This window comes from Mycobacterium sp. 012931, assembly GCF_000419295.1.
Taxonomy (GTDB): Bacteria; Actinomycetota; Actinomycetes; order Mycobacteriales; family Mycobacteriaceae; genus Mycobacterium; species Mycobacterium marinum.
Window position 1 is genome coordinate 341,560 of record NZ_AOPX01000001.1, and the last position, 22,861, is coordinate 364,420.

A 22,861-nucleotide genomic window follows, 5' to 3' on the forward strand; every position below is an offset into this window, starting at 1 on the left:
CCGGCCGATGGGAGGGCCGAAAGTTCCACAACGCAGGCTCATCGATGGGCGCTGGGTTCGCTGGGATGCCGATCGCGCCGCAGGCGCCTACGCGCACCGCTGGTGGGTCCGGCGCACGCTCGCCGATGCGCTGCGCGAGGCCGCGCAGAGCACCCCGCAGCGGGTGGCGCTGGTCGATGCCGATCAGCAACTGGACTGCCAGGAACTGCACCGCCAGGCCATGGCCCTGGCGCAGCACCTGCGCTCCCGCATGCCGGCGGGCAGCGTGGTCAGCTTCATGCTGCCGAACTGGCACGAAGCCGCGGTGATCTATCTGGCCAGCACGCTGGCCGCAATGGTGGCCAACCCCGTCCTGCCCTCGCTGCGCGAGCACGAACTGCGGTTCATTCTCGAAGATGCGGGCAGCCGGATGATCTTTGCCCCGGCAGATTTTCGCGGTCACGACTACACCTCGATGCTGCGGCGGGTGGCCGCACAGTTGCCGTCGCGCCCGGAGGTGATCGAGGTGCGGGGGCAGTGCCCCGATGGCGTTTCGACCTTCCAATCCCTACTCGTCGGCCGGGAGGCCGCTGCGCCCTTGCCCACGGCGGATCCCGATGCGGTACGGATGATCTTGTACACCTCGGGGACGACGGGACGCCCGAAAGGCGTCCTACACAACCACAACTCGATCCACGCACTGATCTGTCAGATCCGGGATCACTGGATGGTGGAGCCCGGTGACGGGTTCCTGGTCGCTTCGCCGATCGCGCACATCGGCGGCTCGATCTACGCCTTCGAATGCCCACTTCTGCTCGGCACTACCGCCGTGCTGCTGGACCGATGGGACGCGGACCGCGCGGTGCAACTCATGACATCGAAGCGGTGTACCCACATGGCCGGAGCGACACCGTTCCTCGAGCAGCTGCTTGCCGCCGCACAGCGGGCGGGCACCAGATTGCCCGACCTGAAATTCTTCGTCTGCGGCGGCGCATCGGTGTCGCCGTCGTTGATTCGTTGCGCGACAGACTATTTCGACAAGGCCGTTGTCACCCGCGTGTACGGTTCCACCGAGGTTCCGGCGACGACGATCGGCGCACCCGACAGCAGTGCGCACGCCGCAGCCACCGATGGCCGGGTCGGTGCCGCCCCGACGTCAAGCTGGTTGCCGGTGAAATTCGGGTGCGCGGGCCACAGATGCTGGTCGGCTACCGGCACCCCGAGGACGAAGCCGGATCTTTCGACGCGCAAGGCTATTTCCGCACCGGAGACCTCGGACATTGGGTCGACGACGAGTATCTGGTGGTGACCGGACGAGCCAAGGACATCATCATCCGCAACGGCGAGAACATCTCCCCCAAAGAGATCGAAGACATCCTGATCACCCACCCCGGAATCGCCGACGTCGCGATTGTCGGCCTGCCCGATGACCGCACCGGCGAGCGAGCCTGCGCCGTCATCGTTGCCGCGGCTGACCCCCCGCCCGGCCTCCCAGGCGTGCGCGCGTTTCTCGAAGGCGCTGGCGTTGCGCGGTTCAAGATCCCCGAGCAAGTGGTTATCTGGGACCACCTGCCGAAGAACGACGCAGGCAAGATTGTGAAACACCGGATCAAAGCAGCGCTCATGAAGGCAGAGCAGTGACATGCAGGTAGCAATCATCACGGGGGCAACGGGCGGAATCGGATTCGGTTGCGCAGCAAAACTCGCCGAAATGGGTATGGCGGTGCTGGGCACGGGCCGCGACGAGCGCAGGCTTGCCGAGCTGACCCAGCTGCCCGGCGGCCCCGACCGGATAGCCACCCACCCGGTCGATCTCACCGATGATGACGCACCCGGCCAGCTCACCCGCGCCGCCCTGGACCGGTGGGGACGCATCGACTTCCTGATCAACGCCGCCGGGGTGGGCAGCCCCAAACCGGTGCACGAAACCGACGACGAATCCTTGGACTACGTCCTGAGTTTGATGCTGCGCGCACCGTTCCGCCTGACCCGTGAGGTGCTGCCACATCTGCGGCCCGGATCGGCGATCATCAACATCACGTCGACGTTTGCCGTGGTAGGAGGTCTTCGTGGCGGAGCATATTCGGCCGCCAAGGGCGGGCTCACCGCGCTGACCACCCACATCGCCTGCCAATACGGGGCACAGGGAATACGGTGCAACGCGGTGGCCCCCGGCGTGATCCAGACGGCGATGACCCAGCATCGCCTGGCCGATGAGCGATTCCGGCGGATCAACGTTGAAATGACACCGCATCAGCGGCTGGGCACCGTCGACGACGTGGCAAACACGTTGGCATTCCTGTGTTCTGAGGGCGGCGCCTTCATCAACGGGCAGACCATTGTGGTCGACGGTGGGTGGAGCTCCACCAAATACCTTTCCGACTTCGCGCTGACCGCGCAGTGGAGCCCCGCTCAGGACGACTCGAAATAGCTGCGGATCCCGGCCAGCATCGCCGCGTGCGCCTGCACCGCCGCGCGGGTGGTGTAGGAGGCCAGCGGACGGGGCGCGGCCATCGCTATCCGCTCGGTGAGCCTGGTACCAGCGGCGACCGGCGCAAAGGTCACCGTCGCGCGCAGCCGCACGCGTGGGAACTGATCGGCCTCGGTGTGCACCGCACCGTGCACCGGGACGTGCAGCCGGGCCCGGTAGCGCACCTCGAGATTCAACGGTCCCATCGGAATGCGATCTATCACGCGGTAGCTCTGCCGGTAGCCATCCCGGGTTTCGGTTCGGGACAGCGCTTGCACCGCGACGATCAGCGGGTGCACCAGCTTGAGGTTGTCCAGGTCCACATAGAAGTCGCGCACCCGCTCCGGTGGCGCGGGCACATCTTGTGACAGCGCCCGCTCAGCGTGGGCGATCCACCACGTCATGGCGACCAACCTAACCCGGCCCCGCCGCCGGGCGTCAGCCCAAGTTGAGGTGCCCACCGAACATCGCGAGCAACTCGCTGGTGCGCCACCAGATCAGCACCACGAACGCAACCGCAACGGTCAGGGTCACCGCACCTTGGATGAAATTACGGCGTTCTCGAGGCGCGTAGACGTAGGCCGCGGCAACCAGGGCGCCGGTAATCAGCCCGCCGACGTGCCCTTGCCAGCTGATCAGCTGGGAACCAACCGCGGGCGCGACAAACGTGATCGCGAGGTTGATCGCGATCAGGGCGACCACCCAGCGGATGTCGAGATTGAGCCGTTTTGCCACGACAAAGGTGGCACCGAACAGGCCGAATATCGCTCCCGATGCGCCGGCGGTCGCCGTGTTCAGCGGCGCAATCAGGTAAACCAGCACCGAGCCCCCCAGCGCGCTCAGCGCGTAGAGGCCGCCAAACCGCAACCTGCCCAGCCACATCTCCAGCGGCGGGCCCACGATATATAACGCCCACATGTTGAACACCAGGTGCAACGTGCCGTAGTGCATGAATGCCGAGGTAACCAGCCGGTATAGCTGGCCGTCGGCGACCGCCGGTGGCCACAGGGCCAGATCTGGCCCCAGTCCGGCAACGACCAACTGCAGAACGAAAACCAGCACGCTCACCGCGATCAGCGAGAACGTCACCACCGGGGTGACCGAACGCTGTCGGCCGCCGAATTGAGTACGGGGCTGGCGCACCGTGCGGGCGTCCGCGCGCACGCACTCGACGCACTGATGGCCGACGGCGCCCGAACGCATGCAGTCACCACAGATGTACCGATCGCAACGGGTGCAGCGGACATAGGTCGGCCGCCCGGGGTGCCGGTAGCAGGCGGGCGACTCCGGCGGGCTGGGGCCACTCATCGCACCATTGTCGCGTGCGCCGCCCGGCTTGGTATCAATGCGGTCGCCCCGCGCCGCCGCCGAGTAGACCAACGCGCAGGTCGGGGCCGTTGTTACGGCTGCGGGCCCCGGCTCGCGGGGCGATCAGCTGGGTCCGGCAGCGCCGGGGACTCCGGCCAGGGTGCCGCCCTGACCGCCGGTGCCCCCGGCGCCGCCGAAGATGCCGGGTCCGCCGTCGCCGCCGTTTCCGAGCAACCGCGCATTGCCACCGTTGCCGCCGCTGGCCGACTGGCCGATGCTGGTTCCCGCTGCGCCGCCGTCCCCGCCATTGCCGATGATGGCACCGGTGCCGCCGTCACGCCCTTGCCCCCGGCGGCCGCGAGCACCCCCCAGCCACCGACGCCGCCGTCGCCGCCGTTACCGAACAGCGCCGCGTTGCCGCCTTGACCACCGGTGGCGCCGCCCAGCCCGCCAACCCCGCCGGCCCCGGCGAAGCCCAGCAGCGCGGCGTTTCCGCCGGCACCCCCGTTGCCCCCGGTGCCGGTGGTGTTCTGGCCGACCCCGCCGGCGCCACCGATGCCCCCGTTGCCGAACAACCCCATCGCGTTGCCGCCCGCACCGCCTGTCCCACCGGTCGTGGTGGTGCCGACGCCCCCGCCGCCGCCGGACCCGCCATTGCCCCACAGCCAACCGCCGGTACCGCCCATCCCGCCCGATGTGCCGGCGAAGTCCGCACCGCCCGCGCCGCCGGAGCCACCGTTGCCGATCAGCCCCGCCGCACCGCCGTTACCCCCGGCCTGCGCCAGCCCACCGGATCCCCCGTTGCCGCCATTGCCGTACAGCAGACCGCCCGCGCCGCCGTCTGCGCCGGTGTTCGGCGATCCGTTGGCGCCGTCACCGATCAGCGGACGGCCCAACACGGCCTGGGTCGGCGCGTTTACCGCGGCGAGCACGTTTTGCCCCAGGTTCTGTACCACCTGAAGCGGGGACGCGTTGGCCGCCTCGGCCGCGGCGTAGGAGCTGGCACCGGCGTTGAGCATCTGGACAAACTGATCGTGGAACACCAGAGCTTGGGCACTGAGTGCCTGATACGCCCGGGCGTGGGCATCGAGGAGACCCGCGATCAACGCCGATACCTCGTCCGCGCCGGCCGCCATCACGGCCATGGTGAGGCCGGCCGCCGCCGAGTTCGCGGCGCTGAGTACCGACTGCACCCCGGCTAGATCCGTTGCCGCGGCCGCCACCAACTCCGGCGTCGCGAATAGTTACGACATCTGCCCACCTCCACCGTCTGGGACAGGGAACGCCGGAGCCCTGGCTTTCCAACCAACCTTGGATGGTCGCGACGCACGAAATCCGGCCGCGCAACCGCAGCCACAGCTCCGAACCGATTGTTGGAGTGGCCAATTGCGCAGGGCGGGTAGATCGGGGACTTTCCAACCCGCTAAAGGCGCAGTGTCCAGCGCCGATCGCGGTAATGCAGCGCTATCCGACTTAACGGTGCAACATCGATGCGCCAGAACGACTTCGGGCAGCCGTCGAGGGCAACTAGAATTGCTGCCCTGATTACGGCGGGATGGGTCACCGCGACCGTATTTCCTTGTAACGACGCCAACCATCCGGCGACCCGATCAATCAACTCGAGAATCGACTCACCGCCGTGCGGCGCTTGCCCGGGATCACTCAGCCACGCTGTAAGGTCAGCGGGCGCAATGTCGGCCAGCCTCGAACCGCGCCAATGCCCACAATCCAGATCGGCCAGCCGCGGCTCGGTGACCGCTCGCAGTCCCAGCAGCTCCGCGCTTTGACAGCAACGCCGCTCGGGCCCGGCGTATTGCCGCGAGTCGCGGTTGCTCTCCAATGGCGCCGCCCATCGGCGACCAGTGTGGTTGAGCGGCTCGTCGTCGGGAAAGCGGCCGACGGCCATCGCGTCGGTCATCCCATGCGACACCAGGATCAACCGCGTGACATCGGTCATCGAACAGTCACGCCGCGGCGCTTTGCACCCGTCCGCTATCGGCCCGCTCGTCCAGCCCTCGCCCTACCAGCACCGAGAAGACCAGTCCGATGGATGCCCACAACACCAGTTGGGTTCCCAGCGAGACCAACCTGAACTCGTAGAGGACATCGGCGGGAAAGCCCTGGGGTATCTCGGCAACAGTCGGCAGGATCGCCATGACCACCGTGACCGCAACCAGGTACGCACCGGCCGCAAGCAACCCGGCATTGAACATGTCCATCCGCATCGAGAGCCACCGCACCAGATAGACGGCCACGATTGACAACATCACCGACGCCACCACCATGACCAGGTACCACAGGGTGCGTGCACCGATGGTGTCCGCTTGACCGACCGCCGGCGGGTTAGGCGGATACTTCACGAACGGGACCAGATACACCACGGTGAAGGCCAGCGCCGCTAGCCGAATCGAAAGCACCCGCGGTGCGGGGCTTGCCGACGGGTTTCCCACGCGTCCGTACACCAGACAAAACACAACGGCGAAAAGGGCTCCCACCGCGAGGCCGAAAATCAGGACTCCGAAACCCAATCCAGCGTTGGCCTGCACGCCGCGGCTGAACAATTCCGCACCGTGCTCGTGCACCCCGTGAGCGTGCGCAGCTTCGGTGCGGGCGTCTTCGAATTCGACAGCCCGGCCGATGATGGGTTCGCCGAACAGCCGGGCGAACACGAACGCCAACACGGCACCCACCGCGCCCGCCAGCAGACCTCGTGCGATCAGCCGCCGCTCCACGTTAGCCGCCCGGCTCAGTGGCACGGGAAGCCGAGCAAATGCCTGGCGTCGTGGAATAACTCATGAACGTGGGTATCGCCGCCCACCAGCGATACCGCCCCTTGATCGATGCCGACGAAATAGATCGCCAACAGCGCCAGGACAGCCGTGGCGGCCAGCCACAGCGCTGCGCTTGCCGCCGATAGGTCAACCGAACCGGCCTGGGCGGCCTGAGAGTTCGCCACGGTCAACTCCTTCTGGGGATCTCGCGCCCCACTTGGGTAGCCGATGACGGGCGCCGGGTCTGACTAGACAGTGGCGCGACCGTTCTGGAATTTCACCAGATTCCGTCGCCCATCAACAACAATGAAACAACACCGGCCAGTGTAAACCGGTAGTTCCCAGGGGTCGATCGACAAAATCAGCCCGGCTGGCCGTGCGCCCCGTCCGCGCCTGAACCCCCGGGTTGTCCGTAACTGCCATGGGATCCAGACATGCCCCTGCGCGATCCACTTCCGGGGCCCCCACCGTCGCCCCAATGACCGCCGTCGCCACCACCGCCACCGGTACCGCCCTCGCCGCCAAGCCCGAGGTTACCCGAGTGCCCTAGCAGACCTCCCGCGCCGCCCGCACCACCGTTGCCGCCATCGCCGCCGGCTCCGCCGGTCCCGCCAGTGCCGCCGTCGCCACCGGTATTGCCATTGCCGCCGGCAAATTCCGAGTCTCCGCCGGCACCGCCGGCGCCGCCCAGACCGCCGCTACCGCCGGCCGTGCTGGCGGCCCCGCCGGCCCCGCCAACGCCGCCGTTGCCGTACAGCCAGCCGCCTTGACCGCCGGACCCGCCATTGCCGATCAGGCCCGCGGCCCCGCCGGCACCGCCGCCCACTCCGGAGGTGGCGCTGTTGTAGCCGCTACCGCCGCTGCCGTACAAGAACCCCCCGTCATACCCATCGGGGTGCGATGCGGTTCCCGCGGCACCGTCGCCGATCAGCCCTGGCCCCAGCAGGGCCTGCGTGGGTGCGTTGATCAACCCCAACACGTCCTGCTGCACGGTTTGTAGCGTCGAACTGTTGGCCGACTCCACACCGGCATACCAATTTGCGCCGGCGTTCAAGGCCTGCACGAACTGGTCATGAATGGCCGCCATGTCGGCGCCCAGCACCTGATAAGCCTGGGCGTAGCGGGAGAACAGGGGCGCAACGACCGTCGAGACCTCATCGGCACCGGCGGCAAGCGCTTCGGTGGTCGGAGCCGCCGCCGCGGTGTTGGCCCCGCTGATCGCCGACCCAATCTGCGCCAAGTCCGTTGCTGCGGCCGCGATGATCTCCGGTGTGGCAAAAACTAGCGGCATGGCTCGCCTCCTCGGCACATGACGCAACCCAGCATCGGCCTGATCACTGCCGGATAGATCAATAGAAACGTATCGCCATGTCCCGCCGCGACATGCGGAGCTTCAACGAACTTTCAGGAAATCGGAAGCAGCTCGCAACGTCCGCTTAACATGTGACGGGCCTGCCAGAGGCAAGCCCGTCACATGTTTTCAGAGTGTTCGGTTACTGCTCGGTGGGCCCAGGTCCCCCGGCGCTGTGTGCTCCGGCCTTTGCCAGGTCCGGCTCACTCGGCGGCTTGCGGGTACCGGTGAACGTAAATTTCGCGTCCTCACCGGCGCCCTCGCCGTCCCAGTTGTCGACGTCGACGGTGACGACCTGTCCCGGACCGACCTCCTCAAAGAGGATCTTGTCCGAGAGCTGGTCCTCGATCTCACGCTGAATGGTTCGCCGCAGCGGACGAGCACCCAAGACCGGGTCGAAACCGCGCTTGGCCAGCAGCGACTTTGCCTTGTCGGTCAGCTCGAGCGCCATGTCCTTGCTCTTGAGCTGGTTGGCGACGCGGCCGATCATCAGGTCGACCATCCGGATGATCTCGTCGCGAGTCAGCTGGTGGAAGACGATGATGTCGTCGATGCGGTTGAGGAACTCCGGCCGGAAGTGCTTCTTGAGCTCGTCGTTGACCTTCTGCTTCATCCGCTCGTAGTCGTTCTCGCCGCCAGTCTGGCTGAACCCGAGGCCGACGGGCTTGGAAATATCGGATGTCCCCAGATTCGACGTGAAGATCAGCACGGTGTTCTTGAAGTCGACCGTGCGGCCCTGGCCGTCGGTGAGCCGGCCGTCCTCGAGGACCTGCAACAGACTGTTGTAGATCTCCTGGTGTGCCTTCTCGATCTCATCGAAGAGCACCACGCTGAACGGCTTGCGCCGCACCTTCTCGGTGAGCTGGCCGCCCTCTTCGTAGCCGACATATCCGGGCGGAGCACCGAAGAGCCGGGACGCGGTGAACCGGTCGTGGAACTCGCCCATGTCGATCTGGATGAGCGCGTCGTCGTCACCGAACAAGAAGTTGGCCAGCGCCTTGGACAGCTCGGTCTTACCGACACCGGACGGGCCGGCGAAGATGAACGATCCCGACGGGCGCTTCGGGTCCTTCAGCCCGGCGCGGGTGCGGCGGATCGCCTTGGAGACCGCCTTGACCGCGTCTTCCTGGCCGATGATCCGCTTGTGCAGCTCATCTTCCATCCGCAGCAGGCGGGTGGTTTCCGCCTCGGTGAGCTTGAACACCGGGATGCCAGTCCAGTTGCCCAGCACTTCGGCGATCTGTTCGTCATCGACTTCGGCGACCACGTCGAGATCGCCCGAACGCCATTGCTTTTCACGCTCGGCACGCTGCGCCACCAGTTGCTTCTCCCGGTCGCGCAGGCTCGCCGCCTTCTCGAAGTCCTGGGCGTCGATCGCCGATTCCTTCTCCCGGCGCGCGTCGGCGATCTTCTCGTCGAACTCGCGCAGGTCTGGCGGCGCGGTCATGCGACGGATCCGCATCCGGGCGCCCGCCTCGTCGATCAGGTCGATCGCCTTGTCCGGCAGGAACCGGTCGTTGATGTAGCGGTCGGCCAGCGTCGCGGCGGCCACCATCGCGGAATCGGTGATCGACACGCGGTGGTGCGCCTCGTAGCGGTCCCGCAGGCCCTTGAGGATCTCGATGGTGTGCTCGACCGTCGGCTCCCCCACCTGCACCGGCTGGAAACGGCGCTCCAGCGCGGCGTCCTTCTCGATGTACTTGCGGTACTCGTCGAGGGTGGTGGCACCGATCGTCTGCAGCTCGCCGCGTGCCAGCTTGGGCTTGAGGATGCTTGCGGCATCGATCGCGCCCTCGGCGGCACCCGCCCCGACCAGCGTGTGCAGCTCGTCGATGAACAGGATGATGTCGCCGCGGGTATTGATCTCCTTGAGCACCTTCTTCAGGCGTTCCTCGAAGTCACCACGGTAGCGCGAACCCGCGACCAGCGAGCCGAGGTCCAGCGTGTAGAGCTGCTTGTCCTTCAGCGTCTCGGGCACCTCGCCGTGCACGATGGCCTGCGCCAGGCCCTCGACCACAGCGGTCTTGCCCACGCCGGGCTCGCCGATGAGCACCGGGTTGTTCTTGGTGCGCCGGGAGAGCACCTGCATGACCCGCTCGATTTCCTTCTCGCGGCCGATGACCGGGTCCAGCTTGCCTTCCATGGCAGCCGCGGTCAGGTTGCGGCCGAACTGGTCGAGAACCAGCGACGTGGAGGGAGAGCCGGACTCCCCTCCCCGGCCGCCGGTGCCTGCCTCGGCGGCCTCCTTGCCCTGGTAGCCGCTCAGCAGCTGGATCACCTGCTGGCGCACCCGGGTCAGTTCGGCGCCCAGCTTGACCAGCACCTGGGCGGCCACACCCTCGCCCTCGCGAATCAGGCCGAGCAGGATGTGCTCGGTACCGATGTAGTTGTGGCCGAGCTGCAGCGCCTCGCGCAGGCTGAGTTCGAGCACCTTCTTGGCGCGCGGAGTGAACGGGATGTGCCCGGACGGTGCCTGCTGGCCCTGGCCGATGATCTCTTCGACCTGGCTGCGCACACCTTCCAGCGAGATCCCGAGCGACTCCAGCGACTTGGCCGCAACGCCTTCGCCTTCATGGATTAGCCCCAGCAGAATGTGCTCGGTGCCGATGTAGTTGTGGTTCAGCATCCGGGCCTCTTCTTGCGCCAGGACAACGACCCGGCGGGCACGGTCGGTAAAACGTTCGAACATCGGCGGTTACCTGCTCTCCCTCATCGGTACTTTGGTCGGTCCTGAACCAGTCCAGCTCGGCCCCGCGTACCTGCAGTCCACTGTAATGGTCGGCCTGCCAGGCTTCATAACAACCTTGCAGTGCCGTGCTGTTCCCGGCTGCAACTCCGGTGTGGGGCCCGAATCACCCGAATCAGATACACCCGTGACCCAGACCCGGCGCCCGAGAAGCCGCGCAGGGCTCCGGCGTTCCCTGAGAAGCCGCGCCGGCCTCGTTTTCTTCCTGCTACAACAGAACCGCAACACGTTAACGAGGAAAACCGCCGAAGTGTTTCCCGTGTCGGCCGAAGATCGGTTTCGCCACGAGCGAAAATGACATAGCACCGTCGCCCAGGCTTAGCCTGGGCGACGGTAATAGATCGAGATCGCTATGAACCGGCAGCGTGGAATGCGTCGATGACGTCGGCCGGGATACGGCCACGGGTCGACACATTGTGCCCATTACGGCGTGCCCATTCCCGGATGGCCGCGCTTTGCTCGCGGTCGATAGCGCCGCGGCCACGTCCGGATCCCGAACGCCCACGTCGCCGGCCACCGACGCGCCGACCCGCCGCAACCCATTGCTTCAGATCACCGCGCAGTTTCGCGGCATTCTTGGAAGAAAGGTCAATCTCGTAGGTCACCCCGTCAAGCCCAAATTCAACCGTTTCGTCAGCAGCACCGGCACCGTCGAAATCGTCGACCAAGGTGACGGTAACTTTCTTAGCCATTGGCTTACCCTCGCGTTTCTTCCTATGCGTCGCAATACAGGATGGATAGTCTCCCCGCGCACCAATGTGCCATAAGTAAGCAAAATTCTCAATCCAGACACAACCACCGGCAGTTCAGTTGGAGTGAGGGCGAACAATCGGGAACAAAACTGTCTCCCTAATTGACAGTCCGGTCAAACACATCAACAACCGATCGATGCCCATTCCAGTTCCAGTACACGGGGGCATCCCGTACTCCAGAGCCGTCAGAAAATCTTCGTCAAGTTGCATCGCCTCGTCGTCACCCGCGGCCGCCGCACGGACCTGATCAGCGAATCTGTCCCGCTGGACGACGGGATCGTTTAATTCCGAGTACCCGGTAGCCAGTTCGACTCCGCGCACGTAGAGATCCCACTTCTCGGTTACTCCGGGGATACTGCGGTGCTGACGAGTCAATGGCGTTGTCTCGACTGGGAAATCCTTGACAAATGTGGGCGCCGTCAATTTGTTGCCGACAGCATGTTCCCAGAGTTCCTCGACAAGTTTGCCGTGACCAAAAACACTGTTGTCAATCTCTACGTCAAGTCCGCTTGCGATGTCACGTAAGCGAGCAACCGTCGTCTCTGGCGTGATCTGTTCCCCCAGTGCCTCCGACAAGGAGGAATACATCTCGATAGTTGCCCATTCTCCGTCGATGTCGTACACGCTGCCGTCAGGCATCGAGAGTTGTCTGGTTCCGATCGCCTCGTCAGCAACTTCTTGAATAAGCTCTCTGGTGATCAAGGCCGAATCGTCATAGGTTCCATAGGTCTGATACGTCTCCAGCATGGAGAATTCCGGGGAATGGGTGGAATCAGACCCTTCGTTTCGGAACACCCGATTTAGTTCAAAGACCCTGTCGAAACCGCCCACGATGCAACGCTTGAGGAACAGTTCCGGCGCGATACGCAGGTAAAGATCGATGTCGAGGGCATTGGAATGGGTGACGAACGGCCGCGCCGCAGCGCCGCCGGCCAAGGTCTGCAACATTGGCGTTTCGACTTCGAGAAACCCGCGCCGCTCCAGCGCATTACGCACCGCACGGATTACCGCAATCCGCTGTCGCGCGACCTCCCGCGCCTGCGGACGCACGATCAAATCGACGTAGCGCTGACGGACCCGCGACTCCTCGCTCATCTCCTTGTGTGCGACCGGCAGCGGCCGCAAGGCCTTGGCAGCCATCCGCCAGGAATCGGCGAGCACCGATAGTTCGCCCCGACGGGAGCTGATCACGGTGCCGTGCACGTAGACGACGTCACCGATGTCGACGTCGGCCTTCCACCTGTCCAGCGATTCGCGGCCCACCTTGTCGAGGCTGATCATCGCCTGCAGCTGGGTGCCGTCGCCGTCCTGCAGTGTCGCAAAACACAGTTTCCCGGTGTTACGCGCGAACACCACTCGACCCGCGACACCGACGATGTCCTCGGTCGCCGAATCTGTCGGTAGGTCGGCATAGGTGGCACGAATCTCGGCCAACGTGTGAGTGCGTTCGATGGCTACCGGATAGGGGTCATACCCCTCTGCCAATAACCGAGCACGCTTGTCCCGACGGATTCGGAACTGCTCGGGAATGTCTGACTCGGCGGAGCTCACGACGTGCCAGCTTAAATGAACTCGCCTGAGCACTCATCGCGCGGGCACCGGGCGCGCGAAACCCGCCCTAAAGATTGCTCCCGGCCGGAATCGGCCGGGACGCATGGTCGCCGGGTGGCGGCTAGCGCGCCGGCTTCAGCCGACCGCGCTAAGCCTCCCGATTGCGCTCGAAGACCAGCCGTAATCCATGCAGGGTCAGGTGCTCGTCGAAGTGTTCGACGCTATGCAGTTCGGGCAGCAGCAGCGGCGCGGTGTGCCCGGTCGCCACCACCGCGACATCGTCGTCGGCTGAAAAACCCTTAACGTCCTCACGAATCCGCGCCACCAGGCCGTCAACCAGCCCGGCAAAACCGAATACCGCACCAGCCTGCATGCATTCCACCGTGTTCTTACCCACCACCGAGCGCGGCCGGGCCAACTCGACGCGCCGAAGTGCCGCCGAACGGGCCGCGGCGGCATCCGAAGAAACCTGAACGCCGGGTGCGATCGCCCCGCCCAGGAATTCGCCTTTGGCCGACACCACGTCCACGCATATCGATGATCCGAAATCGACGACAATGGCCGCCTTTGCGAACTGCTGATATGCCGCCAGGCAGTTGACGATCCGGTCGGCACCCACTTCTTTGGGGTTGTCGACCAGCAGCGGAATACCGGTGCGTACCCCAGGTTCGATCAGCACGTGCGGGACCGACGGCCAATACTGCTCCAGCATGATCCGCACCTCATGCAACACCGACGGGACCGTGGACAACCCGGTCGCACCGGTGAGCCGCTCGGAATCCTCGCCGATCAACCCGTCGATCGTCAGTGCCAATTCATCGGCGGTGACTTCGGATTCGGTCCGTATCCGCCATTGCTGCACGACCTTTGCGTGCTGTTTGGCCCCCGATAGCAGACCGACAACGGTGTGGGTGTTGCGGACGTCGATCGCCAGCAGCACGGTTACCGCGCACCGATCCGCGGATTCAACAGCTCCTCCGCCCCGGGAATGTCGAATGCGGGCACAAAAGCCGGGTCGTGGCCCACGTCGATCTGCTTGTTGTCAGCGTCGACGAACACGATCCGCGGCTGGTAGGCGCGTGCCTCGGCATCCTGCATGGTCCCGTAGGCGATCAGGATCACCAGATCGCCGGGGTGTACGAGATGGGCCGCGGCACCGTTGATCCCGATTACGCCACTACCGCGTTCGCCGGTGATCGCATACGTGACCAAGCGAGCACCGTTATCGATGTCGACGATGGTCACCTGTTCACCTTCGAGCAGATCCGCGGCGTCCATCAAGTCGGCATCGATGGTCACCGACCCGACGTAGTGCAGGTCGGCCTGCGTGACGGTGGCGCGGTGAATCTTCGACTTCAACATTGTCCGTAACATCAATTCCTCCAAGGTGATTGGACACGCCCGTCCGGCCCGACAGGCTGCCCGTCGGTGCCGGCGATACTTTCGATCTCAATTGCCACGTTGTCGAGCAGCCGGGTGGTGCCGAACCGGACGGCGACCAGCAACCGGCCAGATCCGCTGGGGGAAACCGGGCCGAGCTCGCCGTCGCGCAGTTCCACATAGTCGACGACGATCCCGGGGACGGCCTCGAGCACACCGCGCGCCGCATCCAGCGCAGCCTGGACACCGGCGGTCGCCGCATGTGCCCCGGCCGTCAGCGCCGCCGAGAGCGCGATGGCCGCTTCCCGTTGCGCCGGGTCCAGATAGCGATTGCGCGACGACATCGCCAGTCCGTCGTGTTCACGCACGATCGGCACGCCGATCACCTGCACGTTGACGTTGAGGTCGGCAACCATCTGCCGGATGAGCACCAGCTGCTGATAATCCTTCTCACCGAAGAACGCCCGGTCGGGAGCCACGATCTGTAGCAGCTTGAGCACCACGGTCAGCACCCCGGCGAAATGGGTTGGTCGCGAACCGCCTTCGAGTTCGGCAGCCAGTGGGCCGGGTTGCACGGTGGTGCGTAGACCGTTGGGGTACATGCTCGCCGCGGTCGGGGTGAACGCGATTTCCACACCTTCGGCCCGCAGTTTCGCCAGATCCTGATCGAGGGTTCGTGGGTAGGCGTCCAGATCCTCGCCGGCACCGAACTGCAGCGGGTTGACGAACATCGACACCACGACCACCGCACCGGGCGTGCGTTTGGCCGCCCGCACCAGCGCCAGATGACCCTCGTGCAGGGCCCCCATCGTGGGGACCAACATCACCCGGCGGCCGGTGTGGCGCAGCGCCCGGCTGACCTCGCCGACGTCACGCGGCGCCGAGTAGATGTTGAGTTCGCCCGGCTTGAAGACGGGCGCCCGGCCGGCATTCGCTCTCATGGCGTCAAGACCTCCACCACATCCCCCGGTGCATGGGCCCGCATGGCGGTGCGCAGGGCGTTCACCCGATACGCCTGCGCCAGTTGCGGGTCCGCTTCGGTGAGCGCGGCCAGGTGGCCGGCGACCGCGGCGGCGTCACCGCGCGCGACCGGCCCGGTCAGCGCGGCCTGACCCCGCTGCAGCGTGTTTTCCAGGGCCGCTCGGGCTAGCGGTCCGACGATGCGTTCCGCGATACCGCCGGGCTGGTTGTCGACGCATTGCTGGCCGAGTAGTTCTTGTCCACGCAAGGCGGTGCGCAAGGCCTCGAGGGCATCGGCGAGCACGGTGACGAGGTGGTTACTCGCATGTGCGAGGGCCGCGTGGTAGAGCACGCGGCTTTCCTCGCGCACGCAGAACGGTTCGCCGCCCATCTCCAGCACCAGCGATTGGGCGATCGCATACCCGACGTCGTCAGCCGCGGTGATTCCGAAGCAGGTATCGGGCAGCCGATTGATGTCTTCGTCGGAGCCGGTGAAGGTCATCGCCGGATGAATGGCCAGCGGTATGCAACCCTGCGCAGTCAGGGGCTCCAAGATGCCAATCCCGTTGGCGCCGGATGTGTGCGCCACGATGGTGCCCGGCCGCACCGCCGACGTGGCGGCCAGACCCGATATCAGACCCGCCAGTTCACTGTCGGTGACGGCCAGCACCAGCAACTCGGCCGATGCGGCGACATCCGGCGGCGGCAGCACCGGGGTATCGGGCAACCGGCGCTGCGCCCGCTGCAGCGACGCGTGCGAAATGGCGCTGCATCCCACCACGACATGATCGGCGCGCTCTAGCGCGACCCCCAGGGCGGTGCCTACCCGGCCGGCCGAGATGATCCCCACCTTGAGCCTGGCCGGGCGCAAACCGTCGAGCTGCACCATCGCAGACGACCTCACAGGTTTCTTCGTTCGTTCCAGTCCCGTGGATGACCGGGTACCGGACGGTCACTAAGACTGTAGTCGATTTGTTGGTCGACACCCATTTCAGCCGTCACGGCGCCGGCGCCGGCCGCCGCCGGAAGGCTGCACCTGCAACCGTGCCATCAGGTCAGCGACGGACTGACCACCGCTTTGCGAGTCAGAGTCATGCGAGCCCGCCACATCGGGGCGTTCTTCTTCCGGGCGGCGATGACGGGAGGCAAGGTCGGGTGCGGGCGGCGGGGCCAACCGGGGCGCCGCGGGCTCGGCGGGCTGGGGGCCCGGCCACGGCGGTGCAGCGGGTGCCATTGGTGGCGGTTGGGCTGGTCCGGGGCCTGGAGGCGGCCCCGCTCCCAGGCGGCCCACCCCATAGTCGCGGTAGTCGGTGGAATGACGAGATCGCGACCGTCTGCCGCCGTATTCCCGGTCGAACTCACCGATGTCACCTTGGTCCTCGTCGGAATCGTAATGCCGGGCACGGCGGCGTCGACCCGAAGACCGGTCCTGCGTTTCGGCGCCAGCCGCCTCCTCGGCCACCCAGTGGCTGCCCGGAGCGCCGGGGGGCAACCACTGTCCGTCCGCGGCAACCGGTCGCCAAGGCGAGGGTTCGGCATTGGGTACTGGTGGCGCGGGCGGCGGTCGACGATGCGGCTCGTAGTGCAGGTCAGGCTGAACCGGCGCAGCCTCCTGGGGCGGCCCGACCCACTCGGCGGGGTGTTCGGGGCCCGGAGGCGCGGGCGGCGGGGGCTGCAGAAACGGTCCCCTACCCGGCTGCACGTCACGCTCGTCCAGAGGCGGCACGCCTACCTCCGGCACATCGATGATCGCTTCCTCGGCGCGGTTGAGATTTTCGTCTCGACGGGCCATGGCAATCCGGTCACTGGGCAGCCAGTCGGTGGCTGGACTCTCGCCGTTTTGGAGCCGATCGGCGACAGCGCGGGCGGTGCGCGACTCCCTGTCCACCGTCTCCAGCGCCGGGCGCTGTTCTAGGTCCGCATCGAACAAGATTCCCAGACTGGTTCGCAGCGAAGCTAATTCGGCGCGCAACGCTGCCACCTCGTCGGCGGCCGCGCCCCGCAACTCGGCGGCGAGCTCGCGACGCAACTGCGACTCCACCGCCAGCTCGTATTCGCGGCGGGCCGAGATCTCGCGATCCAGCTGCAGGTCGTAGACGAGCTTCATGTCGCGCGCCCGCGCCTGATCCGCTTCGGCCTGGCGACGATAGAGCACGGACACAAACGCACCAGCGACCGCGGCCCACAGCGCGAGGACCACGGCGAGCTTGAGCAGTTCCACCCGATTGGTGAAAACCAGTGCCGAACTAGCTCCAATTGCCAGAACCAGCAACGTCGTCAATAGCACCCAACCCGGCCTGCGGCCGCCGCGCCGGACCCGGGCGCCGCGGGACAGAACGGTCATGGCCTGACTGTACCCGCGCGACCTGCATCCACGTGTCGCGCCGGTCCGGCGATTCTCCCGCAAAGTCCGTGCCGCAGCCAGCAACGCCGGCGGGCCGGGCCGCGGGAGTGGTCAGCCTTCCGCGCCCTCGCCCCGCTCGGGCGGCTCCTGCGGCGACTTGCAGCAATTTTGCAGCCACAAAGCGGCAACGATCAACGCCAGCGCGCCTGCGGCCGCCACCAGGGCGCCGGTCATATCTTCGGCCGCCACCCGCAGCCAGGACCGCCGCGGCAACAGATACACCAAGACCGCAATCCACCAGCCCAGCACCAGCGCACCCACCCAGGCCGATGCCTTGGCGACCATCAGGCTGCGAGCCACCGCCAGAGGATGCAGCTGTCCGGATCCATCCCCTATCTCGCCATCGTTGATCTTGGCTCTTACGAAGCGGGCCCATAGCGCCTCGGCGATCGCAACCCCCAGCAGTGACAGCCCGGTCCACACCGTGAGCGGGGGAAACGACCGGAACAACACCAGCACCATCGGATAGCCGGCGACCGCCGCCCCGATCGCGGCGGCGGCCAGGTCGCGCCTACGGGTCGGTCCCATCAGGCTGCCACGGTCAGCGAGGTCAACCGCACGCTTGCCCGATCGGCCGGCGGCAGCCCGGCCAGCAGCGCGGCGACCGGGCGCGGGCCCTCCGGTCCGGTCAGTTCGGCCGCGGGGTCAACGTCGAGCCAAGGGACCATGACAAAGGCCCGCTGATGCGCCAATGGGTGTGGCAGCGTCAGGATGCTGTCGTTGCAGCGCACTTCGGTACGACCGGCCGGGCCGGCCTGGTAACAGGCGACCAGATCCACGTCGAGCGTGCGCGGCCCCCACCGCTGCAGACGCTGCCGGCCGGCCGCCCGTTCGTACTCCTGAGCTTGGTGCAACCAGGCATGGCCGTCGCGAGCGGGATCGTCTGCGATCAGCACCACGTTGAGGAACGGCTCCTGGGCCACCCCACCCCACGGATCGGTCTCATAGACACGCGACGCCCCGACCAACGTGTCGCCGAGTCCGTCGACCACCGAACGCAGGTTCGCCAGGCGGTCGCCCAGGTTGGAACCGACCGACAGCACTACCGAACTCATACCGCTCGGTCCGCGGGGATCACCGAACCACGCCCCCCGCGCCGCGACCGCCGGGTCACCACCGCCACGTCAGCCAGCGGTTGCGCGATGGCGGCCTGCGGCTTGTGCAGGACCACCTCGACGGCATGTACCCGTTCGTCGTTCATCACCTCGTCGGCGATCTCGGCACCGACCGTCTCGATCAGGTTGCGCGGCGGCCCGCCGACGATCTCGGCCGCGCGCTGCGCCAATTGGGCATAGTCATAGGTGTCGGCCAGATCGTCGCTGCGGGCGCCGTCGGCCAAGTCGATCCACATGGTGATGTCGACGACGAACCGTTGCCCGGCTACCCGCTCATGGTCGTAGACCCCATGGCGGCCATGAACAATCAAGCCCCGCAACTCGATTCGGTCAGCCATCGCGCCCAGTCCTTTCAGCCCGCTGCCACGCGTCGACGACCTTGAGGGCGTCGACGGATGCCCGCACATCATGCACCCGCACACCCCATGCGCCGTGCAGCGCCGCCAATGCGGAAATCACCGCGGTCGCCGTTTCCCGCCCGTCCGGCGGCCGTACCGCACCATCCGGGCCGGCCAGCAACGACCCGAGGAAGCGCTTTCGAGACGCTCCCACCAGCACCGGGATCCCGGTGGCGACCAACTCCGGCAGGGCGTGCAGCAGCGTCCAATTGTGCTGTCCGGCCTTGGCGAAGCCCAGGCCGGGATCGATCATCAGATTCGATGGGCCAACGCCCGCGGCTATCGCATCATCCACGGCGGTGAGCAGCTCGGCGCGCACCTCGGCCACCACATCGCGGTAGTTCGGCACCTGATGTGGGTTGTCGTCGGACACCGGCCGCCAGTGCATCAGCACCCACGGCACACCGGCTTCGGCGACCAGCGGGGCCATTGCCGGATCGGCCCGCCCTCCGGACACGTCGTTGACGATCTGCGCGCCCTTGTGCAGCGCCTCGCACGCTACGGCCGCGCGGGTGGTGTCGATGCTGACCTTGATACCGCGCGCGGCCAGTTCTTTGATGACGGGCAAGACGCGGGACGCCTCGACGGCCGGGTCAACCCGCGCGGCGCCCGGCCGAGTCGACTCCCCCCCGACGTCGATGATGTCCGCACCTTCGGCCGCCAGCGCCAGACCGTGCTCGATGGCCTTGGCCTCGTCGCAGTAGCGCCCACCGTCGGAGAACGAGTCGTTCGTGACATTCAATACGCCCATAACCTGCACAGGCCGCGAACTCACTTACGCAGGATGAGGTCCAGCGCCTCGGCCCGAGAAGCGGCATCGGTCTTGAACTGCCCACGCACCGCCGAGGTCGTGGTGACCGCACCGGGCTTGCGGACCCCGCGCATCGCCATGCACAGGTGCTCGGCTTCGACCACCACGATCACCCCGCGCGGTCCGAGCCTTTTGACCAGGGCGTCGGCGATCTGGCTGGTGAGCCGCTCCTGCACCTGAGGACGCTTGGCGTAGAGGTCCACCAGCCGGGCGATCTTGGACAGCCCGGTCACCCGGCCATCCCGGCCCGGGATATAGCCGACATGGGCCACCCCATGGAACGAGACCAGGTGGTGCTCGCACGTCGAGTACAACGGAATCTCTTTGATCAGCACCAGCTCGTCGTGGTCTTCGTCGAACATGGTGTTCAGTACCGCGTCGGGGTCGGTGTAAAGCCCCGCGAAGATCTCGCGATAGGCACGGGCCACGCGGGCCGGGGTGTCGCGCAAACCGCCCCGGTCCGGGTCCTCGCCGATCGCAAGCAACAACTCGCGGACGGCGGCCTCGGCACGCGGCTGGTCGAACGCCCGGGTGGTCGTTGCCTCGGTTCGGGAATCCAGCTGCGTCATTGCAACTCTCCGTTCGTCAGCCGTGGGCCGGGGGGTTGGACCGGCTTACGTCCCTGTCCTGCTGCTCGGACGACTCGTCGGTGTCCGATGGCTGATCGGGGGAATAGCCCGATGGTTGCGGCCGCTCCGACGGCGGGGGCCACCCGGGAGCGCGCCAGCCCGCCGGGACGCCGTAGTCGGGATGGCTGCCGGGGTTCGCGTCGGCGCCTCGAGAGCCGTTGGGGCCGCGGCCGGTCCCTTCGCTGGCCGACTGCGCCGCCTGGGTAGCCTGCGCGATGGCTTGCTTGAACGCCGGCTCCGGCATCGGCTGCGGCCAGGGCTCACCGCGCTCGATGGCCAGTTCGCCCGGTGTCTTGATCGGCGGCTTGTCCGACGGAATCCGGCCGCCGAAATCGTCGAACATGGTGAGTCGGGGCCGCTTTTCCACGTCGGAGAAGATCGACTCCAGCTCCGGCCGGTGCAGTGTTTCCTTTTCCAGCAGCTGGCCGGCCAGGGTGTCGAGCACATCGCGATATTCGGTGAGAATCTCCCACGCTTCGGTGTGGGCCGCCTCGATGAGCTTGCGCACCTCTTCGTCGATTTCGCGGGCGACTTCGTGCGAGTAGTCCGACTGGGTGCCCATGGAGCGGCCCAAGAACGGGTCACCATGCTCGGTGCCGTACTTGACCGCGCCCAGCCGCGCGCTCATGCCGTACTCGGTGACCATCGCCCGAGCGACCTTGGTCGCCTGCTCGATATCGGACACCGCACCCGTGGTCGGCTCCCGGAACACCAATTCCTCGGCGGCGCGCCCGCCCATCGCAAAGACCAGCTGCGCGATCATCTCCGAACGGGTCCGCAGCCCCTTGTCCTCCTCGGGCACCGCTACCGCATGACCACCGGTTCGTCCCCGGGCCAGGATGGTGACCTTGTAAACGGGATCGATGTCGGGCATCGCCCAGGCCGCCAGGGTGTGACCGCCCTCGTGATAGGCGGTGATCTTTTTCTCGTGCTCGCTGATGATCCGCCCTTTGCGGCGTGGGCCGCCGATGACCCGGTCTACCGCCTCCTCCAAGGCGGGGCCGGTAATGACGGTGCCGTTCTCGCGGGCGGTGAGCAGCGCCGCCTCGTTGATGACGTTGGCCAGATCGGCCCCGGTCATGCCGACAGTCCGTTTTGCCAGCCCGTCCAGGTCAGCGCCGTCAGCGATCGGCTTGCCTTTGGAATGCACCCGCAGGACCGCCCGGCGTCCGGCGAGGTCAGGATTGGTGACCGGGATCTGGCGGTCAAAGCGACCGGGACGCAGCAGCGCCGGGTCCAGAATGTCGGGCCGGTTGGTGGCCGCAATCAGGATCACGCCGGCGCGATCGCCGAACCCGTCCATTTCGACCAGCAGCTGGTTGAGGGTCTGTTCCCGCTCGTCGTGGCCGCCACCGAGGCCGGCGCCGCGTTGGCGGCCGACCGCGTCGATCTCGTCAACGAAGATGATGCATGGGCTGTTCTGTTTGGCCTGCTCAAACAGGTCCCGCACCCGGGATGCACCCACCCCGACGAACATCTCGACGAAGTCGGATCCGGAAATGGTGAAAAACGGCACCCCGGCCTCGCCCGCCACGGCGCGAGCCAGCAACGTCTTACCGGTTCCCGGCGGGCCGTAGAGCAACACGCCCTTGGGGATCTTGGCGCCCAGCGCCTGGTAGCGGGACGGATTCTGCAGGAAATCCTTGATCTCGTAGAGCTCCTCGACCGCTTCATCGACGCCGGCGACGTCGGCGAATGTGGTCTTGGGCATGTCCTTGGACAGTTGCTTGGCACGCGATTTCCCGAAGCCGAAGCCCATCCGGGCGCCGCCCTGCATGCGGGAGAACATCACGAAAAGGCCCACCAGCAGCAGCAGCGGCAGCACGTAAACCAACAGCTCGCCCAGGATGCTGCCCTGGTTGACCACCGTGCTGACCTTGGCGTTCTTGGCGGTCAAGGCATTGAATAGGTCGACCGCGTAACCGGTGGGGTACTTGGTGATGACCTTGTCGGAACCGTCGGTGTCGCTGCTGCTCTTCTTCAAGACCAGCCGCAGCTGCTGCTCACGGTCATCGATTTGCGCGCTCTTGACGTTGTCGGCGTTGATCTGTGACATCGCCACCGAGGTGTCGACCGGCTTGTAACCGCGGGTGTCGTCACTGAAGTAGAAGAACGACCAGCCGAGCACCACCACCACGGCGACCGCCGTCACGGTGCGGATCACGTTTTTTCGGTTCATCAATCTTCGGCCGTGCCGGCCTGGTCCTTCCAAATACGCAGCTGGAAATGTCAAGGC

20 protein-coding genes and 3 pseudogenes are annotated in these 22,861 nt (G+C 66.3%); 2 read left to right on the top strand and 21 right to left on the bottom strand.

The window, feature by feature from the left end; all coding sequences use genetic code 11:
* The first annotated feature begins 7 nt into the window (after positions 1–7).
* Together MMSP_RS01460 and MMSP_RS01465 are read left to right on the top strand one after the other, a co-directional pair.
* A pseudogene (locus MMSP_RS01460) lies at positions 8–1,620 on the top strand (AMP-binding protein).
* Between the two features lies 1 nt (position 1,621).
* Complete coding sequence (locus tag MMSP_RS01465; protein WP_020785178.1) at positions 1,622–2,410, top strand: SDR family NAD(P)-dependent oxidoreductase; 789 nt, start codon at positions 1,622–1,624, stop codon at positions 2,408–2,410.
* Here the strand turns inward: MMSP_RS01465 and MMSP_RS01470 are convergent.
* The 21 genes and pseudogenes from MMSP_RS01470 to ftsH form a co-directional block, all read right to left on the bottom strand.
* Positions 2,392–2,853, bottom strand: a complete 462-nt coding sequence (locus tag MMSP_RS01470) for an SRPBCC family protein (protein WP_020785179.1) — start codon at positions 2,851–2,853, stop codon at positions 2,392–2,394. The genes MMSP_RS01465 and MMSP_RS01470 overlap by 19 nt on opposite strands.
* Before the next feature lie 34 nt (positions 2,854–2,887).
* The gene (locus tag MMSP_RS01475) at positions 2,888–3,757 is read right to left on the bottom strand and encodes a rhomboid family intramembrane serine protease (RefSeq protein ID WP_036426999.1); all 870 of its coding nucleotides are present in this window, start codon (positions 3,755–3,757) and stop codon (positions 2,888–2,890) included.
* A gap of 132 nt (positions 3,758–3,889) precedes the next feature.
* Positions 3,890–4,950, bottom strand: a pseudogene (locus tag MMSP_RS29475) (PE family protein); the annotation flags it as partial.
* A gap of 230 nt (positions 4,951–5,180) precedes the next feature.
* Positions 5,181–5,714 carry a histidine phosphatase family protein gene (locus MMSP_RS01485; RefSeq protein WP_012396617.1) on the bottom strand — a complete coding sequence of 178 codons (534 nt, stop codon included), beginning with the start codon at positions 5,712–5,714 and terminating at the stop codon, positions 5,181–5,183.
* 7 nt (positions 5,715–5,721) lie between these two features.
* Positions 5,722–6,489, bottom strand: coding sequence for a CbtA family protein (locus MMSP_RS01490; protein WP_020785181.1), 768 nt, complete (start codon positions 6,487–6,489; stop codon positions 5,722–5,724).
* 14 nt (positions 6,490–6,503) lie between these two features.
* The gene (locus tag MMSP_RS01495; RefSeq protein ID WP_015357449.1) at positions 6,504–6,713 is read right to left on the bottom strand and encodes a CbtB-domain containing protein; all 210 of its coding nucleotides are present in this window, start codon (positions 6,711–6,713) and stop codon (positions 6,504–6,506) included.
* Positions 6,714–6,892: 179 nt separating this feature from the next.
* Positions 6,893–7,819 (bottom strand): annotated as a pseudogene (locus tag MMSP_RS01500) (PE family protein); the annotation flags it as partial.
* A gap of 202 nt (positions 7,820–8,021) precedes the next feature.
* The gene (clpC1, locus tag MMSP_RS01505) at positions 8,022–10,568 is read right to left on the bottom strand and encodes an ATP-dependent protease ATP-binding subunit ClpC (protein ID WP_020785183.1); all 2,547 of its coding nucleotides are present in this window, start codon (positions 10,566–10,568) and stop codon (positions 8,022–8,024) included.
* A gap of 407 nt (positions 10,569–10,975) precedes the next feature.
* Positions 10,976–11,317 (bottom strand): histone-like nucleoid-structuring protein Lsr2, encoded by a 342-nt coding sequence (gene lsr2, locus MMSP_RS01510; RefSeq protein WP_011741818.1) that lies wholly within the window; start codon positions 11,315–11,317, stop codon positions 10,976–10,978.
* 114 nt (positions 11,318–11,431) lie between these two features.
* Entirely contained in the window at positions 11,432–12,928 is a 1,497-nt protein-coding gene (gene lysS / locus MMSP_RS01515) for a lysine--tRNA ligase (protein WP_020785184.1), read from the bottom strand.
* A gap of 148 nt (positions 12,929–13,076) precedes the next feature.
* Entirely contained in the window at positions 13,077–13,868 is a 792-nt protein-coding gene (locus tag MMSP_RS01520; protein ID WP_020785185.1) for a type III pantothenate kinase, read from the bottom strand.
* 2 nt (positions 13,869–13,870) lie between these two features.
* Positions 13,871–14,302, bottom strand: coding sequence for an aspartate 1-decarboxylase (gene panD / locus MMSP_RS01525; RefSeq protein WP_012396624.1), 432 nt, complete (start codon positions 14,300–14,302; stop codon positions 13,871–13,873).
* A complete protein-coding gene (panC, locus tag MMSP_RS01530; protein WP_020785186.1) occupies positions 14,302–15,249 on the bottom strand; it encodes a pantoate--beta-alanine ligase in 948 nt (315 codons plus the stop codon). Before panC ends, panD begins: the two co-directional genes overlap by 1 nt.
* Entirely contained in the window at positions 15,246–16,157 is a 912-nt protein-coding gene (locus MMSP_RS01535; RefSeq protein ID WP_020785187.1) for a Rossmann-like and DUF2520 domain-containing protein, read from the bottom strand. The genes panC and MMSP_RS01535 overlap by 4 nt, the downstream gene beginning before the upstream one ends.
* 102 nt (positions 16,158–16,259) lie before the next feature.
* On the bottom strand, positions 16,260–17,612 hold the full coding sequence (locus tag MMSP_RS01540; RefSeq protein WP_020785188.1) for a DUF6779 domain-containing protein: 1,353 nt from the start codon (positions 17,610–17,612) through the stop codon (positions 16,260–16,262).
* 111 nt (positions 17,613–17,723) lie between these two features.
* Positions 17,724–18,200, bottom strand: a complete 477-nt coding sequence (locus MMSP_RS01545) for a DUF3180 domain-containing protein (protein WP_020785189.1) — start codon at positions 18,198–18,200, stop codon at positions 17,724–17,726.
* Complete coding sequence (gene folK, locus MMSP_RS01550; RefSeq protein WP_011741826.1) at positions 18,200–18,727, bottom strand: 2-amino-4-hydroxy-6-hydroxymethyldihydropteridine diphosphokinase; 528 nt, start codon at positions 18,725–18,727, stop codon at positions 18,200–18,202. The genes MMSP_RS01545 and folK overlap by 1 nt, the downstream gene beginning before the upstream one ends.
* Positions 18,724–19,125 carry a dihydroneopterin aldolase gene (gene folB, locus MMSP_RS01555; RefSeq protein ID WP_015357456.1) on the bottom strand — a complete coding sequence of 134 codons (402 nt, stop codon included), beginning with the start codon at positions 19,123–19,125 and terminating at the stop codon, positions 18,724–18,726. Before folB ends, folK begins: the two co-directional genes overlap by 4 nt.
* Entirely contained in the window at positions 19,118–19,960 is an 843-nt protein-coding gene (folP, locus tag MMSP_RS01560) for a dihydropteroate synthase (RefSeq protein ID WP_117436454.1), read from the bottom strand. The genes folB and folP overlap by 8 nt, the downstream gene beginning before the upstream one ends.
* A complete protein-coding gene (folE, locus tag MMSP_RS01565) occupies positions 19,957–20,565 on the bottom strand; it encodes a GTP cyclohydrolase I FolE (protein WP_012396632.1) in 609 nt (202 codons plus the stop codon). Before folE ends, folP begins: the two co-directional genes overlap by 4 nt.
* Positions 20,566–20,581: 16 nt before the next feature.
* The gene (gene ftsH, locus MMSP_RS01570; protein WP_020785191.1) at positions 20,582–22,804 is read right to left on the bottom strand and encodes an ATP-dependent zinc metalloprotease FtsH; all 2,223 of its coding nucleotides are present in this window, start codon (positions 22,802–22,804) and stop codon (positions 20,582–20,584) included.
* Positions 22,805–22,861 lie beyond the last annotated feature (57 nt).

Excerpts from the sequence above, each read along its gene's own strand:
- MMSP_RS01465 (WP_020785178.1), top strand. The coding sequence starts at position 1,622 with ATGCAGGTAGCAATCATCACGGGGGCAACGGGCGGAATCGGATTCGGT.
- MMSP_RS01470 (WP_020785179.1), bottom strand. The coding sequence starts at position 2,853 with ATGACGTGGTGGATCGCCCACGCTGAGCGGGCGCTGTCACAAGATGTG.
- MMSP_RS01475 (WP_036426999.1), bottom strand. The coding sequence starts at position 3,757 with ATGAGTGGCCCCAGCCCGCCGGAGTCGCCCGCCTGCTACCGGCACCCC.
- MMSP_RS01485 (WP_012396617.1), bottom strand. The coding sequence starts at position 5,714 with ATGACCGATGTCACGCGGTTGATCCTGGTGTCGCATGGGATGACCGAC.
- clpC1 (WP_020785183.1), bottom strand. The coding sequence starts at position 10,568 with ATGTTCGAACGTTTTACCGACCGTGCCCGCCGGGTCGTTGTCCTGGCG.
- lsr2 (WP_011741818.1), bottom strand. The coding sequence starts at position 11,317 with ATGGCTAAGAAAGTTACCGTCACCTTGGTCGACGATTTCGACGGTGCC.
- panD (WP_012396624.1), bottom strand. The coding sequence starts at position 14,302 with ATGTTACGGACAATGTTGAAGTCGAAGATTCACCGCGCCACCGTCACG.
- panC (WP_020785186.1), bottom strand. The coding sequence starts at position 15,249 with ATGAGAGCGAATGCCGGCCGGGCGCCCGTCTTCAAGCCGGGCGAACTC.
- MMSP_RS01535 (WP_020785187.1), bottom strand. The coding sequence starts at position 16,157 with ATGGTGCAGCTCGACGGTTTGCGCCCGGCCAGGCTCAAGGTGGGGATC.
- MMSP_RS01540 (WP_020785188.1), bottom strand. The coding sequence starts at position 17,612 with ATGACCGTTCTGTCCCGCGGCGCCCGGGTCCGGCGCGGCGGCCGCAGG.
- MMSP_RS01545 (WP_020785189.1), bottom strand. The coding sequence starts at position 18,200 with ATGGGACCGACCCGTAGGCGCGACCTGGCCGCCGCCGCGATCGGGGCG.
- folK (WP_011741826.1), bottom strand. The coding sequence starts at position 18,727 with ATGAGTTCGGTAGTGCTGTCGGTCGGTTCCAACCTGGGCGACCGCCTG.
- folB (WP_015357456.1), bottom strand. The coding sequence starts at position 19,125 with ATGGCTGACCGAATCGAGTTGCGGGGCTTGATTGTTCATGGCCGCCAT.
- folE (WP_012396632.1), bottom strand. The coding sequence starts at position 20,565 with ATGACGCAGCTGGATTCCCGAACCGAGGCAACGACCACCCGGGCGTTC.
- ftsH (WP_020785191.1), bottom strand. The coding sequence starts at position 22,804 with ATGAACCGAAAAAACGTGATCCGCACCGTGACGGCGGTCGCCGTGGTG.